The sequence below is a fragment of the Bacteroidota bacterium genome (genome assembly GCA_040388375.1).
GTDB lineage: Bacteria > Bacteroidota > Bacteroidia > UKL13-3 > UKL13-3 > JAAFJM01.
Genome location: JAZKBU010000005.1, coordinates 426,179 through 440,300, shown reverse-complemented (window position 1 = coordinate 440,300; position 14,122 = coordinate 426,179). Strand labels below are relative to the sequence as shown.

At 35.8% G+C, this 14,122-nt stretch carries 12 protein-coding genes; 8 read left to right on the top strand and 4 right to left on the bottom strand.

All coding sequences use genetic code 11. The features are described 5' to 3' along the window. Positions 1 to 10: 10 nt before the first annotated feature. Both V4538_09520 and V4538_09515 read right to left on the bottom strand, forming a co-directional pair. A complete protein-coding gene (locus V4538_09520; GenBank protein MES2381270.1) occupies positions 11 to 2,896 on the bottom strand; it encodes a T9SS type A sorting domain-containing protein in 2,886 nt (961 codons plus the stop codon). Between the two features lie 55 nt (positions 2,897 to 2,951). Further along, the gene (locus V4538_09515) at positions 2,952 to 3,686 is read right to left on the bottom strand and encodes a PASTA domain-containing protein (protein ID MES2381269.1); all 735 of its coding nucleotides are present in this window, start codon (positions 3,684 to 3,686) and stop codon (positions 2,952 to 2,954) included. Positions 3,687 to 3,790: 104 nt separating this feature from the next. Here V4538_09515 and V4538_09510 point away from each other — a divergent pair, with 104 nt between their 5' ends. Beyond that, positions 3,791 to 4,660, top strand: coding sequence for a hypothetical protein (locus V4538_09510; protein MES2381268.1), 870 nt, complete (start codon positions 3,791 to 3,793; stop codon positions 4,658 to 4,660). Between the two features lie 143 nt (positions 4,661 to 4,803). Here V4538_09510 and V4538_09505 read toward each other — a convergent pair whose 3' ends face one another. Beyond that, positions 4,804 to 5,589 carry a glycoside hydrolase family 25 protein gene (locus V4538_09505; protein MES2381267.1) on the bottom strand — a complete coding sequence of 262 codons (786 nt, stop codon included), beginning with the start codon at positions 5,587 to 5,589 and terminating at the stop codon, positions 4,804 to 4,806. Between the two features lie 328 nt (positions 5,590 to 5,917). Here V4538_09505 and V4538_09500 point away from each other — a divergent pair, with 328 nt between their 5' ends. The 6 genes from V4538_09500 (at position 5,918) to V4538_09475 (ending at position 11,136) form a co-directional block, all read left to right on the top strand. Beyond that, positions 5,918 to 6,868 (top strand): phosphoribosylaminoimidazolesuccinocarboxamide synthase, encoded by a 951-nt coding sequence (locus V4538_09500; GenBank protein ID MES2381266.1) that lies wholly within the window; start codon positions 5,918 to 5,920, stop codon positions 6,866 to 6,868. Between the two features lie 2 nt (positions 6,869 to 6,870). After that, positions 6,871 to 7,326: a hypothetical protein gene (locus V4538_09495; protein ID MES2381265.1), complete on the top strand. Its 456-nt coding sequence runs from the start codon at positions 6,871 to 6,873 to the stop codon at positions 7,324 to 7,326. A 17-nt stretch (positions 7,327 to 7,343) separates the two neighbouring features. After that, positions 7,344 to 7,742 carry a DUF2721 domain-containing protein gene (locus V4538_09490; GenBank protein ID MES2381264.1) on the top strand — a complete coding sequence of 133 codons (399 nt, stop codon included), beginning with the start codon at positions 7,344 to 7,346 and terminating at the stop codon, positions 7,740 to 7,742. Positions 7,743 to 7,843: 101 nt separating this feature from the next. Continuing rightward, positions 7,844 to 8,509, top strand: a complete 666-nt coding sequence (locus V4538_09485; protein MES2381263.1) for a hypothetical protein — start codon at positions 7,844 to 7,846, stop codon at positions 8,507 to 8,509. Between the two features lie 28 nt (positions 8,510 to 8,537). Beyond that, positions 8,538 to 9,596 carry a hypothetical protein gene (locus V4538_09480; GenBank protein ID MES2381262.1) on the top strand — a complete coding sequence of 353 codons (1,059 nt, stop codon included), beginning with the start codon at positions 8,538 to 8,540 and terminating at the stop codon, positions 9,594 to 9,596. A gap of 7 nt (positions 9,597 to 9,603) precedes the next feature. Beyond that, the gene (locus V4538_09475; protein MES2381261.1) at positions 9,604 to 11,136 is read left to right on the top strand and encodes a carbon-nitrogen hydrolase family protein; all 1,533 of its coding nucleotides are present in this window, start codon (positions 9,604 to 9,606) and stop codon (positions 11,134 to 11,136) included. Positions 11,137 to 11,194: 58 nt separating this feature from the next. Here V4538_09475 and V4538_09470 read toward each other — a convergent pair whose 3' ends face one another. Then, complete coding sequence (locus V4538_09470; protein MES2381260.1) at positions 11,195 to 12,187, bottom strand: enolase C-terminal domain-like protein; 993 nt, start codon at positions 12,185 to 12,187, stop codon at positions 11,195 to 11,197. A gap of 310 nt (positions 12,188 to 12,497) precedes the next feature. Between V4538_09470 and V4538_09465 the strand changes: the two genes are divergently transcribed. Next, entirely contained in the window at positions 12,498 to 13,913 is a 1,416-nt protein-coding gene (locus V4538_09465; protein ID MES2381259.1) for an AAA family ATPase, read from the top strand. The last annotated feature ends 209 nt before the right edge of the window (positions 13,914 to 14,122 follow it).

The window sequence follows — 14,122 nt, the reverse complement described above, 5'->3', positions numbered from 1 at the left end:
ATAAAATTTATTAGTCAATAATTAGTTTTTTAGTCAGCTTAGTACCGTTGCTTTCATCAACCAATTGTACCAAATACATGCCGCTTGTTAGTGATGGCAAATTAATAGTTTGCAATCCATTATTCATATTGGTTTGCATTATTTCTTTACCCATTAAATCAAACACGCTTACTGTTAAATTGCCTTTGTAAAGTGTTTCAATAGTAAATGCCGTAGTAGTTGGGTTTGGATAAATAACACAATCAAAACCTGCTTTTGGTTGAGGTGTTTGCGGTATTGAAACAGGAAAATCTCTTACCTGACCTAACAATGGTCTTATCATTAAAGCACCTGGAATTTCGGTAGGTTTCCAAAAGCCATCTGTTTTATAAAACATGTTTGGATTGGTGTATATTTGATTACCTACATAATAGTTTTCATCTAAACCTACATTCAATACAAACTGGCCTATTTGCTCCCAGCCAACAAAAAAGCGTTGTCCAACTACAATAGCCGAATCAAATAAAATAGTAGCAAAGCCATTAATAGTGTTATTGTAAATAGGTTTTAAACCATTTTTGCGGTATATGATTTTATCGCTGGTAGCTGTTTGGTTAATGGGGCTAATATCTTCCCAAACCATCAAATCAAAACTACGCGTGCTTACATCTTGTTCGGCCTGGTTAAAAAATATTTCTACACCATAAATGGTATCTGGTTTCTCTAAATCGTAAGCCAGCGCAACGGAAGCATTTGTTTTTAAATAAATACCATAACCTCCTTCGGCTGTGCCATCATCGTAAGCAAAATAATTGCTGAACTTGGTATTTACACTGATACTGTCGTTGATTGGAATATTATCATTATTAGCAAAGTTATTATCGCTTACTGCTACTTTGCTTCTGAATGTTTTTACCAAACCTGTTGAACTGCTATTTAAAGTAGTTGGATTATCACTTACCAAATTACTGCTTACCTGATAAGGAATACTCCCTGCCGCTTTGTTATTGGTAAAAACCAAGCTTTGTTCGTTGTCGTATAACTGCCTGCGGTAATCAACCAAAAAGTTACGTTTATCATTGTTAAACACACTAAAATATACGGTATCGTTAGTATACTTATTTTTGTTCATGGTAAAATGGCTCCAAGGCATTGACCTGTATTTACGGAGTATAGATGTGGGTGTTGATGATATAGCCAAATCGTAATTAGCGGTATCAAAACGACTGCGTCCATTATCGAGTTTAATATAATCAACATGCCATTGGCTTAAGTTACCTGTTAAGCTTCCCCTGTTTTTAAACCTGAACTGGAAATCATCATGCAAATAAGCAGCAGGCACCTGAATCAGTATCCTGTAAAAGGTGTCGTAACCAAGCGTATCCAATGCCGATTTTTTCCAAACTATATCAAACGAATCTGCATCATTGGGCGAACTTCTAAACTCTAAAATCAACGAATCGTCAGGATATATTTGTTGCGTAGTACCCTGCAACTGGTATTGGTAATAAAAACTTAAATAAATGGAATCATTAACAGAAAAGGCTGATAAATTATAGCCTTTACTGGTAAGCATATCAGCTATACCCTTTACAGGGAATTTGCTATACGCATTACCATTCTCATTTAATCCGTCAAACGTGGCTACGTTTAAACTAGGCTGGTTTTTAGGAAAGTTATTATTGATGAATACTTTTTTATCAATCCATTTCTCCGCATCAGGATAAACACCTGTAGTACTTGAAAAATCTTCGACCAAAGGTAAATTTTGTTTGGCTGTTATTTTTAAAGCAGCCACCGCAAAACTTTGTGTATCGTTTAAAGTATAAGTACCTTTATTAATTAAGCGGAATGTAAAAGCGGAATGCCGTAAACGCCCGGTTAAAGGAATGCTTACTTTCTGGTAAAGCGTATCAATTTTGCTTACTGCCCAAGCCCGTTGCCACCTGCCTAAATTATCTAAGGTTTCTAAATAAAGGGAGTCGTTGCTGCGTGCCTCCGTAAAGCTTCTTACCCAAAAGCTTAATACCAGTTGGTCAGAAACGCTGGCTGTTGCTAAATCAACGGGATTTAACATTAAGGTATCAGCACTGCCATAAGCACCACTGTTACCATTATAGCTTGAGTCTTTAAACTGTGTAATGGAATTAAAAATAACACTGTTACCCCACATCATTTTTGCACTATCGTTAATGCTTACCTGGGTAGAGAAACCTATCCAGTTGGTATTTAAAGGGGCAAATGTTAATGGCGTGTAACTTCTAAACGATTGGTAAAATGGTATAATGTTTTTATAAGAAATAATAAATTTGTTTATCCTGAAATCTTCAGTAATAGCATTGGTAGTTTGACAATAGTTAATAAACCTGCATTGGATATTATTACTTGCAAACTCATTCACAAAGCTAAAGTTTACAAAAACATCGCGGTTGGTAAAAGTATCATTGGCCGATTTCCAGATTGTTTTCCAAACATCGTTACTGCCTTTTATTTGTAGTATCAATGAATCGTTGGTAAGCCAATCAATACCTGTTGAATAATTGATATAGATAAAAACATTGCCAACTCCGCTTGTATTTATTAAACGGGAAGTTAATACATCAGCATCGGCAAAACCTTTACTGTAAACCGTTCCGTTGATATCTCTATTGTCAAATGTAGCGTTTAAGTTAGTAACGGTTACATTGCTATCCATCCATTTTAAAGTATCGGGCTTAGCATAATTCCGTGCGTTAAAATACTCTGTAAAAGGAATACTTAATGTAGCGGCTTTACCCAACTGTTTACTGTTATTGGCTACTACATTTTTATCAGCATGGTTGTTTAACCATACATTGCTGCCCAAAGGAAGCACTATTTCCTGCGCTTTGGTTTGTATAATTAAAAAGCAGGCTAATAAGCATAAATATAATTTCATAAATGGTGTTAACGTAATTAAATGTATTTTATTGAAAGCTGTAAAACGAGTCCCATTAATCACCTAAAAACAAATCAACCTGTTGGCCGCTCTTAATGGTTTGCCCTTCTTCAAAAGCAGGCGATTGTCTTTTTACGGTGGCATTCAATGAGTCTTTTTTACCTTCGTACACAACGCTTCCAACTTGTAGCATACTACTTTCCAGTACGCCACGTGCTTCGTTCAACGTTAAGTTGGTTAAATCAGGAATAGTAACCATGCTTGAGCCCATGCCGTCTCCAACTACCAAATCAATGCTGGCACCTTTGGGAACCTTAACATTGGGTTGAATACTTTGGTTGTGGTATAATTGGTCTAAAACTGCGCCTTGTGCTACATCCGGTCTGTAAATAACACGACCCAATTGTAAACCTGCACCTAACAATACGGTTTCTGCAAAACGCAATGAACTATTAATTAAATTGGGCATTTGCACGCCTATACTTGAGTTTGAATTAATGGTTATATATACGTAACGGCCTTCTTTTACTTTGGTATTAGCCGATGGATTTTGTTCCACCACACTTCCTTTGGGCATATTATCAATAAAAGCAGTATCGGTAATAATGTAACGTAGTTTTTTTTGTGCTAAAATTTTCTCTACATCTTCAAAAGCAAGACCTTTTAAATTAGGTAGTGTCAGCGATTGTCCGTGTCGGGTATAACCACTTAACAAAAAAGCACCTAACCAGCTTAGCAAATAAAGCGTTAACAAAATTAGTAATACGTTTACTGTTAATGATTTTAGCATTTTCATAATTGTACAATACTAACCATTTTTACTTTACGTTTTTATAATTTGTTAAGATTTTACGCAGCAATTTATTTTTATTTTAAACACTACATTTGCCACTCATGAAACACATACTCTTTTCAATCATTATTTTTCTGTTTGTTAGTCATGTTAAAGCACAAAAAATTGACTCTTTAACGCTTGATACCCTTAAGGATGCTGAGCTAAGGTTGGTTGGCCTTTCGCAAGAGATGGTAACCAGTTTTGACGAAACCACGCGCATTACCTGCGGAACCAATTTTATTAAAACATTGGCCCGAACTTTACGCGTACAGAATTCTTATTTCTTTCCATTTGATTCTCTTAAAAATGTTTCCATTGTAAAATCGCCCGATGATTATTTCAGGATTATTACCTGGAACGTAGCCAGTAACGATGAGCATTTCAGAAATTTTGGTGTTATACAAATGAATCCAAACAAAATAAAAAGGGAAAAGAAACTATTTGGCATGCCCGACTTTTTTCCTTTAATAGACAGAAGTGACAGCATAGAAAATGTGTTTTATGTAGAAACCGATGCCAGCCATTGGTTCGGTGCTATCTATTACAAAATAATAAAAACACAAAACCAGAAAGGAACTTATTACACTTTACTTGGATGGGATGGCGCAACAGAACGCAGCAATAAAAAAGTAGTTGATGTGCTATTATTTAAAAACAATACACCCGTATTTGGCGCACCCATTTTTGATATAAAAGGCAAACAACCTTTGCACCGCTTAATCTGGGAGTTTAACAACAAAGCCACCATGACCTTGCGTTATGAAGAAAAACCCAGACTATTAATTTACGAAAATATTATTCCTCCCAAAGCTGATAATGTAGGTATGTACGAAACCTATATTCCTGATGGCAGTTACGATTATATGCTTTGGAACGGTAAAGTATGGGAAAAGCAAAAGAATATGCTGGAGGATTTTAAGATGAAATAAGGTTGGCAACTAGCTGCTGGCAACTAGCAAATAACTATAGCTGCTCGAAGCAGGGCATAAAAAAAACTCGAAAGCTTATCACTTTCGAGTTTTTTTTTATTGATATCTAGCTAGAAGCTAGTTGCCAGAGGCCAGAAGCATTTTTATTTCTTGCAAAGCTTCAACAAATCGTCATAACTTCCTTTAAATACGTTAAAGTCAACTCCTCCTCTAATTCCGTTCACTCTGCCTTTATCGTGGTGTTGCCAAAAGCGCCATTCTTTTGTTTTTTCATTTAAATCGTTGGTAGCGTAATGAGCAATCCAAAACGGATATTTTTCAAACTCTTTACCCGAGAAATAGTTTTTGTAAAAACTATAGTTGGTATAAATAATTGGTGTTACACCATAATGTTTTTCGGTAAGCACTAACCAGCGTTTAACCTTTGTTTTTAATACTGCAGGTGTAGCACTACCTTTTATTTCAATATCCAATACCGGAGGTAAATCTTCCTGATCCAATTTTACTTTACTGAAAAAGAAATTAGCTTGTTCTTCAGCCGTTAAATGTGGCCTAAAAAAATGGTACGCTCCGCGTAATAAATTATTTTTTTTGCATTGTTTCCAGTTGTATTCATAGTAATCATCACCAACAGTACGCCCTTCGGTCGCTTTTATAAAAGCAAACGAAATACCTATCTGATCGTGAAACATATTAGAAACAGCTTCCCAATCAATATCACGTTGATGCCTGCTTACATCAATTCCATGTACTTCATAGTCTTCCGGTAAGTCAATTCCAAATCCCGGATAACTTGGCGATGTAATAGCCAATCTATCAGTAATTGAATTGCAAACAGCTTTTGCTGGTGGATAAGCAATCAGTATAAAACCCAAGCCCAGTAAGGCTATCATTAAAAAACTACTGACCAATAAATTTTTTCTTTTCATTTTTTGAGTAAAGATTAGTAAACAAATTAAAAGATAATTGACACCAAATACAAACCGGAACAGCCTTTCAGTCACAAAAAAACTGTTGATTGTCCACTGTTTTATACCCTGCTGACAATTGAAAAATACGAAACAATATAGCTTTTGTTAACATGTTTGTTTCAACCTCTTAAACGAATTGAACGCATACATTAACAATTAGTTAAACGTAAGACTGTTATAATTGTTTTAATTTAAAATGGAGCCATAATTTTTTGAACATTGGTATAATTAACGATGTTTAATTTTATAAAGCAGTATTATTGCATTTCAATATTTTTAAAATACCATGGATGCATTAATAGCTACAAACTATTTTTTTCATAAACAAAAAAACTTTTATCGCGGCAAAGTGCGCGATGTATATAATATTAACGATGACATTCTGGTTATGATTGCATCAGACAGAATATCGGCTTTTGATGTAGTAATGCCTAAACCCATTCCATACAAAGGTCAGGTATTAAACCAAACGGCTTCTTTCTTTTTCGACCTTACCAAAGATGTAGTGCCTAACTGGAGAATTTCATCGCCACACAGCAACGTTACCATAGGCCATAAATGTAAACCCTACTTGGTAGAAATAGTTATCAGGGGTTATTTAACAGGCCATGCATGGCGCGAATATAAAAGCGGTAAACGTAGCATTTGCGGAGTACCAATGCCTGATGGCATGCGCGAAAACGACAAATTTGAAAAGCCTATTATAACGCCAACTATTAAAGCCAGTAGCGGCCACGATACGGATATAAGCAAAGAAGAAATTATAAAACAAGGTTTGGTAAACGAACAAGATTACGAAGTAATTGAAAACTATACCCACAAGCTCTATCAATTTGGTGTTGATTATGCCAAAACACAAGGTTTAATTTTAGTAGATACCAAATACGAATTTGGCAATAAAGACGGTGTAATTATGTTTATGGATGAAATCCATACCCCTGATTCATCACGCTACTTTTATGCTGATACTTACGATGCTATTCAAGCCAAGGACCAGCAACAAAGACAACTGTCGAAAGAGTTTGTGCGCCAATGGTTAATTTCGCAAGGTTTTCAAGGGCAAGAAGGAACAAGTGCTCCCCTGTTTCCAAACGATTTAATTGATAGCATTACCGACAGATACGTAGAACTATACCAAAACATAACGGGCTTAACCTTTATAAAAGGTACTTACGATAATTTAGAAAACAACATGGAAAAAATTATCATCAGTGAGTTAGCCAAGCTGGTAGAATAGTTATGTACTATAACCAGGAACAACTACTGCTGCTTAAAAGTATTGAAGGCAAATTATTAACCCAGGTATATTATCATTTTTGGGTTAATAAATCAAAGCCTGACGATGTATTCAGCTTTGTAGAATATATTGAATTATTGATGAAAGATGGCAGCACTTTGGTTTTGCAAAAAGCCGAAGACAACGACATGATTTTACCGCTTGCTGCTATTGATATACCCACATTAAACGCTCAGCTTATGGGCGATTTTAACGGGCAACTGCAATACCAAAGTCGTAATGCCGGTAAAACAAAAGCTTGGGAACATTTGGTTAATACTATTATTGACGATGTTTTAGTGGAAGAAGAAAATGGTCGGTTTTCAGCCGAAATAATTACCATAGGAAACAAAAATAACCAAACCATTATCCGCTTGGAGAATGATGGATTAGAAGCGGAAGAATATATTATTGATTAAAATTAACACTTATCAATATGGAAATAACTATAAATACCCCGGCTTTACTCTTTCCAGCGATTACCTTATTAATGTTAGCTTATACCAACCGGTTTTTAGCCGTAGCCAACCTGATAAGGAATTTACACACAAAATTCCAGCAAAACGGCACAGATAAGCTCACCGTTATTGCCCAGATAAAAAATTTACGTAAACGCTTGCGACTCATAAAATACATGCAGGCATTTGGCGTAATAAGTTTCTTTATGTGTGTACTCACTATGTTTTTCCTGTATACTGATTACATTATATGGGCACAAACTATATTCGGGTTCAGTTTACTTGTTTTCTTGGTATCATTGGCTTTATCGTTAGTCGAAATCAATATATCAACCCACGCCTTAGAGCTTGAGTTAAGCGATATGGAAAATGATTAGGGATGTAAAGACGTTGCATGCAACGTCTCTACCTATCAATCCAATTTCCTTAAAACTGATTGTTATTAAACAAAAAATTTAACTTATTGTTGTTCATATAAGTGAACTATCTCTCGCATTATTACATAGACAACCAGAAAGGTAATTATTACTTTAACGCTGCCTTGTTTTTACCCGATTTTGCGCGCAATTATGTGAAGCATTTCACCAACACTTTTACCGATTTTACGGAGCATGAGCAAAATTTACTGGAAGGTTGTTTAGCCCATTACCAAGCCGATAAAACATTTCATCCCTCTGCCTTTTTTAACCAATACAATACAGCCATTGTGGAGGAAATAAACCAGTTTAAGCCACTGGCACATTTACCCCGTAAATGGTTTTTGGGCCATATACTGACAGAAATGCTTATTGACCGGTTAATTGTAAAGCAAATGCCCGAAGTTTGCCACCAGTTTTACAACGATTTAGCACAAATAGATACTAAAATACTCCATGCTTACGTTAGTAGATTTTCGTTTAAAAACGCAGACCCTTTCATCAAGAATTTCAGGCATTTTTGCGATGCCAGGTATTTATTTGGTTATGCATTGGACGAAAGCTTTGTATATTCGTTAACAAGAGTTTACGCCCATACAACAAAAACAGACATTACATTAAACGACAAAATGTTGGTTAAGCAATTGGTAAATTTTATAGAACAAAAATATTTTAATGAACCAATGACTATATTAGCAGCATTAAAAACAGTATTCCAAACGCAATAAATAAAGCACACAAAGGCATTTTTAATAGATGAAGAAAATAATAACAGCCATTTTAATCTTTATATTAAGCCAACATGCGTGGGCTCAGTTAAAATATAGCAATGAGTTTTTGAGTCTGGGAGTAGGTGCCAGAAATTTAGGTATGGCAGGTGCTTCGGTGGCAGCGGTTAATGATGTAACTGCAGGTTATTACAATCCGGCAGCCCTGAACAACATGAAAGACAAGGCGCAAATAATAGGTATGCGCAACAGCCAGTTTGCAGGCATTTTAACCCACGATTATTTAGCCGGAGCTTTCCGCTTAAACGAAAAATCAGTGGCAGCCCTTTCTATTATTCGTTTAGGGGTTGATAATATTCCCAACACGCTGTTTATTATGAACAGCAACGGGCAAATAGATTACACAAAAATATCACAATTTTCAGCCGTTGATTACGCTTTTATAGGTAGCTACGCTACAGAAACCAATTGGGTAAAAAACTTACAATTAGGTGGCAATGTAAAAGTAATACGCAGGGTAATTGGCGATTTTGCCAATGCCTGGGGATTTGGTTTAGATGCAAGTGCCCTATACTCCACGCCCACATTTAAATTCGGAGCCATTTTACGCGATGTAACCACCACCTTTAATGCTTGGACCTATACTTTTTCAGAGGCAGAAAAAGAAAAACTGGTAAGTACAGGTAATGCATTACCCAATAATAATTTAGAGTTAACCTTACCCAAACTAACCGTTGGCGGTAGCTATAAGTATACCAAAAGCTGGTTCTCCGTTTTAGGTAGTTGCGATTTTGATGTGTATACAGATGGACAAAGAAACACCCTTGTTTCCACCAGCTTTTTAAACCTTGATCCGCGTATTGCTACAGAATTAGCTTACAAAGAATTTATATTTATAAGAGGTGGTGTAAACAACTTCCAGAAAATAAAAAATATAGATAACAGTACCTCCTACAATGTATCACCGGCTATTGGTGTAGGCTTAAAACTGAATAAAATTGAATTGGATTACGCTTTAGGCAATGCCTTTAACAAAGACTTGTTAAGTGCCAGCAATATTATTTCATTAAAGTTAATGATAAAATAAAAACAGAATGAAAATACGCAATAGTCGTAAGCCCAAATTGATTGAGCGCAATGCCGAAAAAAGTGACTTTGACGAAATCATAGCTCTTTCTAAAATTTGTTTCCCCGACAACGAACCCTGGAAATACGACATGTTAGAAAGTCAGTATAAAATTTTTCCGGAGGGCATGCAGGTAATCAGCTTTGAAGGAAAAATTGTAGGCTCAGCAACCAGTTTAATGGTAAGTTGGGACGAATACGATGACGACCATGCCTGGAAAGAAATATGCGATAACGGATATATAACTAACCACGATGAAGAAGGCGATACCCTTTACGGTATAGAAGTAATGGTTCACCCCAACTATCAAGGTTTAAAAATTGGCAGGCGTTTATACGAAATGCGCAGGGCTTTGTGCGAAGACAAAAACCTGATGCGTATTTTAATTGGCGGGCGTTTACCCAATTACCACAAACACTCTGAAGAGTTTGGCGTACGTGCTTATATAAAACGTGTTGTCGATAAAAAATTTAAAGACCCCGTTGTTACCTTTCAGTTAGCACAAGGTTTTACCATACAGCGCATTATTAAAGACTATTTACCCGAAGACAGAGAAAGCGAAGGATATGGTCTTTTACTGGAATGGGTAAACTTAGATTACCAGGCAGAAACACGCGAAAGAAGCGTGTTGATGAAAAAAGTACGTATTTGTTGTATTCAATATGAGTTGCGTAAAATTACTTCATTTAAGCAGTTTGCCCAACAATGCGAGTACTTTACCGATGTGGCCAGTAACTATAAATCAGACTTTGCTTTATTCCCTGAATTGTTTACCACACAGCTTTTATCGCTGCACGAGTACAAAAGCATGAGCCCGGAAGATAGTATCCGTAAACTGGATGATTATACCGAAGATTATATAAACCTGTTCTCCCGCTTAGCTTTAGAGTACAATATCAATATCATAGCAGGAACGCATTTACAGGTAGAAAACGACCATTTATACAATATATCCTACTTGTTTAAACGAGATGGAACCTACGAAAAGCAATACAAAATACACATTACCTCTAACGAGGCCAAATGGTGGGGAGTAAGACCGGGTAATGAAATAAAAGTATTTAATACCGATTGTGGTAAAGTAGCTATTAATGTTTGTTACGATGTAGAGTTTCCTGAAATGGCCCGTATTGCTTGTAACAAAGGGGCTAAAATACTTTTTGTACCATTTAGTACCGATGAAAAACACGGGCATTTACGCGTAAAATTATGTGCCCAGGCACGTGCTGTCGAAAACCAGATAATAGTGGCTACAGCAGGTACCGTAGGTAATATACCTTCGGTAGATAATATGGATATTAACTATGCGCAATCGGGTATATACACGCCAAGCGATTTTGCTTTTCCGCCCGATGCCATTGCCGGAGAAGCCAGCACCAATATAGAAACAGTAGTTATTGCCGACCTAGATTTAGCAGCCATTGAACGTGCCCGTAATACAGGAACCGTTTTAAACTGGAAAGACAGACGTTTGGATATGTACGAAGTAATTGAAAAATAATGTAGAGACGTTGCATGCAACGTCTTTACCAATATCAATAGAACCGTATAAATGACGGCTATGCTTTTAAATATACCTCGCCATCTACTTCCTGCAATAAGCCGTAAGGTTCATTCTCTACAATCATATAACCATCCAAATCAGCATAATTGCATAGGCCCGTAAAAGCATAAGCACCGCTCATACCCAGGGTAGTTTCTACCATACAGCCCACCATGGTTTTTAAACCATACTTTTTAGCTTCATAAATTAAACGCAAACCATTTAAGTAGCCACCGGCCTTCATTAGTTTCATGTTTACCGCATCAAACTGTTGTTTCAATTCGTTAAAATCAACATGCGCACAAAAGCTTTCATCCGCCATTAAAGGCAGCTTTACATGTGGCTTCACATATTTATATTCATCAACCATACTGCTATGCATTGGTTGTTCAATCATGGCAATGTTTAAACCCTGTAAGCTATCCATAAAATTAACCAAAGCATCAGGGTCTTTCCAGGCTTCATTGGCATCCACCAAAATAGGTTTATCATACATAGAAGCCAGTGTTTTTATTTCGTCCAAAGCACCATCAACACTTATTTTTATTTTTAAATAGGCAAACCTATTCAGGTTGTTTTCGTTGAAAAAAGTTACCACCTTACTGGGTTCCATAATGGGTAAAGTATAACAAGTATGCGTTTTAGCAGGTTGTTCTATTTTTAAAAACTCATAAATACTCTCCTTCCTTTGGGCGCATAAATAATGAATATAAGCCTGCTCAATACCAAAGCGCAATGCATTGGGTACATTTACCTGATTAAGTAATAGGGATAAATCGTTGGCATTGTTAATGGCATTGGCACCCGCATTTACAAACTGCTCAAAGCTACTCAACAACAATTCCGGTGTTTCATTATACCTGATATTAGGTGCTGCTTCCCCTTTTCCTTCATGTATATGATCGGTACAGGTAATAATACTGTTTACCTTAAAATCAGTCGCATTACGCGAAATTTTCCAGGTGTATTTTAAGTTCAGTTGTAATTGTTGAATGGACCAATGCAGCATACGTATTATAGTTAATAGCTACAATGATAATTGATTGCCATACCGCAAAACATAAAAATGCCAAACATATAAACAGGTAAATAGCCCTAACTGACTAGTAAAATTGTATACAGTTAGCATTATTGTAAATAGCCATAGCCTAGAAAGAAAGGATGCAGATATAACTAAGAAACCTAAAGCACAAGGCATAGACGAAGCCACAATAAAACACCGCTCTTGGCCTACATGAGATAAGGAAACTACAACCTAACTAACACACTACTTTACTTATCTCCCAATTTTAAATATATTGCCATAAAAATGAAACAAAATGAAAGCCCCTATCTACGTCAAATCACTCAAGCTCACAAATGTAAGAACATTTAAAGAGGTAGAACTTAACCTCGAAAATGAGGATGGTACAATTCCTCAATGGACACTGATTATAGGAGAAAATGGTATTGGTAAATCTACTCTTTTACAATGTATTGCTTGGATGAAACCCGTTCCATATTCTGATATTAACAAAAAAGATTATAACAATAAGATACAGCCATATATTACCGATGAGGAGAATGAAACATTCTTAAGACTTGTAAGAAAAACAAAGACAAAGCCAGAGCTATCAGCACAAATTGACGCTATATTTATTGCCAATAAGAAGTTAAACAGTAAAGTATTAAAGGAAAATATTTGTAATACAAGTATTAAAATAACACTTAATTCAGCCGGCAAGCTTGAAACTGTTAAGCATGAAACAAATAAACCAGAGCAAATCTTTTATAAGAGGATGCCAATCATTTATGCATACAGCGCTTCAAGGCGTTTAGGGAAACTAAATATGAATGATTCGGAACTAGAGGATACTCTTCCTCAGTTCATTGCAGAAAGAACAGTATTGTTTGATGCAGAAGATATCCTTCATACTTCAAATTATGCTGCATTAGGGGCTAAAGGACAAGAAAAAAAGAAATCCAAAGAGTATTTGGATAAAGTTAAATTGATGTTGGCCTCCGTTTTGCCCAATATTGAAAAACCTGAACACATAACAATTATAACACCCAAACTTTTAAGCGAATACGAAAAGAAGGGAAACGTATTGTTAACAACGAAACACGGATTAAAAATACCTTTTAAGAATGCAAGTCTTGGGTACCGAACGGTAATTTCATGGACGGTTGATTTAGCCTGGAGGCTTTTTCAGGAGTATCCTACAAGTAAAGATCCTTTAAAAGAAGCGGCTATTGTATTAATAGATGAAGTGGATTTACACTTACACCCTAAGTGGCAAAGAGAAATTATGAAAAATCTCTCTACGCACTTTCCAAATGTTCAATTCATTGCAACTGCTCATAGCCCATTAATGGTTCAACCTGAATTTGATATAGAGTTTGATAATAAATTAATAACCATAAAACCTAATTATGCAGTTGTAAAAGATGACGATGATGGAGGATTAATAGTCTTAAATGATCCTCATGGAATTGATGGCTGGCGTGCTGATCAAATATTAACCAGTGAAGATTATTTTAATCTAAAATCTACTAGAGGTATTAAGTATGATGAACTGATGGATGAGCGGAAGAAACTACTTGCAAAGAAAAGGTTATTAAATAGAGATAGAGTAAGGTTAGCTATTATAACAAAACAAATGTCCGAATTGCCTTCTGGAGAAACTGCCGAGGAAATTAAGAATAGAGAATTAATAGCTAAGCTTGCATCTAAAATTATAGACAATAAACTATGATAAGGATAGATAAACCTGTCGATATTCCATTGGTGCTTACGACAAAGGGAACTGAGTTAAATGAAGCTAATTGTAAAAAATATAGCTCAAATCCTAAATTATATAAAAGTGGTAAAGAAGAATTTATTATAAGCGATAAAGTATATAATGATAAGTCGGTTAAACCTATTTTAAAGCAAGCTCAAAACAATAAATGTTGTTATTGTGAA

Coding starts and splice junctions, on each gene's coding strand:
- V4538_09475 (MES2381261.1), top strand. CDS start 9,604: ATGAAAATACGCAATAGTCGTAAGCCCAAATTGATTGAGCGCAATGCC.
- V4538_09515 (MES2381269.1), bottom strand. CDS start 3,686: ATGCTAAAATCATTAACAGTAAACGTATTACTAATTTTGTTAACGCTT.
- V4538_09490 (MES2381264.1), top strand. CDS start 7,344: ATGGAAATAACTATAAATACCCCGGCTTTACTCTTTCCAGCGATTACC.
- V4538_09470 (MES2381260.1), bottom strand. CDS start 12,187: ATGCTGCATTGGTCCATTCAACAATTACAACTGAACTTAAAATACACC.
- V4538_09505 (MES2381267.1), bottom strand. CDS start 5,589: ATGAAAAGAAAAAATTTATTGGTCAGTAGTTTTTTAATGATAGCCTTA.
- V4538_09480 (MES2381262.1), top strand. CDS start 8,538: ATGAAGAAAATAATAACAGCCATTTTAATCTTTATATTAAGCCAACAT.
- V4538_09465 (MES2381259.1), top strand. CDS start 12,498: ATGAAAGCCCCTATCTACGTCAAATCACTCAAGCTCACAAATGTAAGA.
- V4538_09500 (MES2381266.1), top strand. CDS start 5,918: ATGGATGCATTAATAGCTACAAACTATTTTTTTCATAAACAAAAAAAC.
- V4538_09510 (MES2381268.1), top strand. CDS start 3,791: ATGAAACACATACTCTTTTCAATCATTATTTTTCTGTTTGTTAGTCAT.
- V4538_09520 (MES2381270.1), bottom strand. CDS start 2,896: ATGAAATTATATTTATGCTTATTAGCCTGCTTTTTAATTATACAAACC.
- V4538_09495 (MES2381265.1), top strand. CDS start 6,871: ATGTACTATAACCAGGAACAACTACTGCTGCTTAAAAGTATTGAAGGC.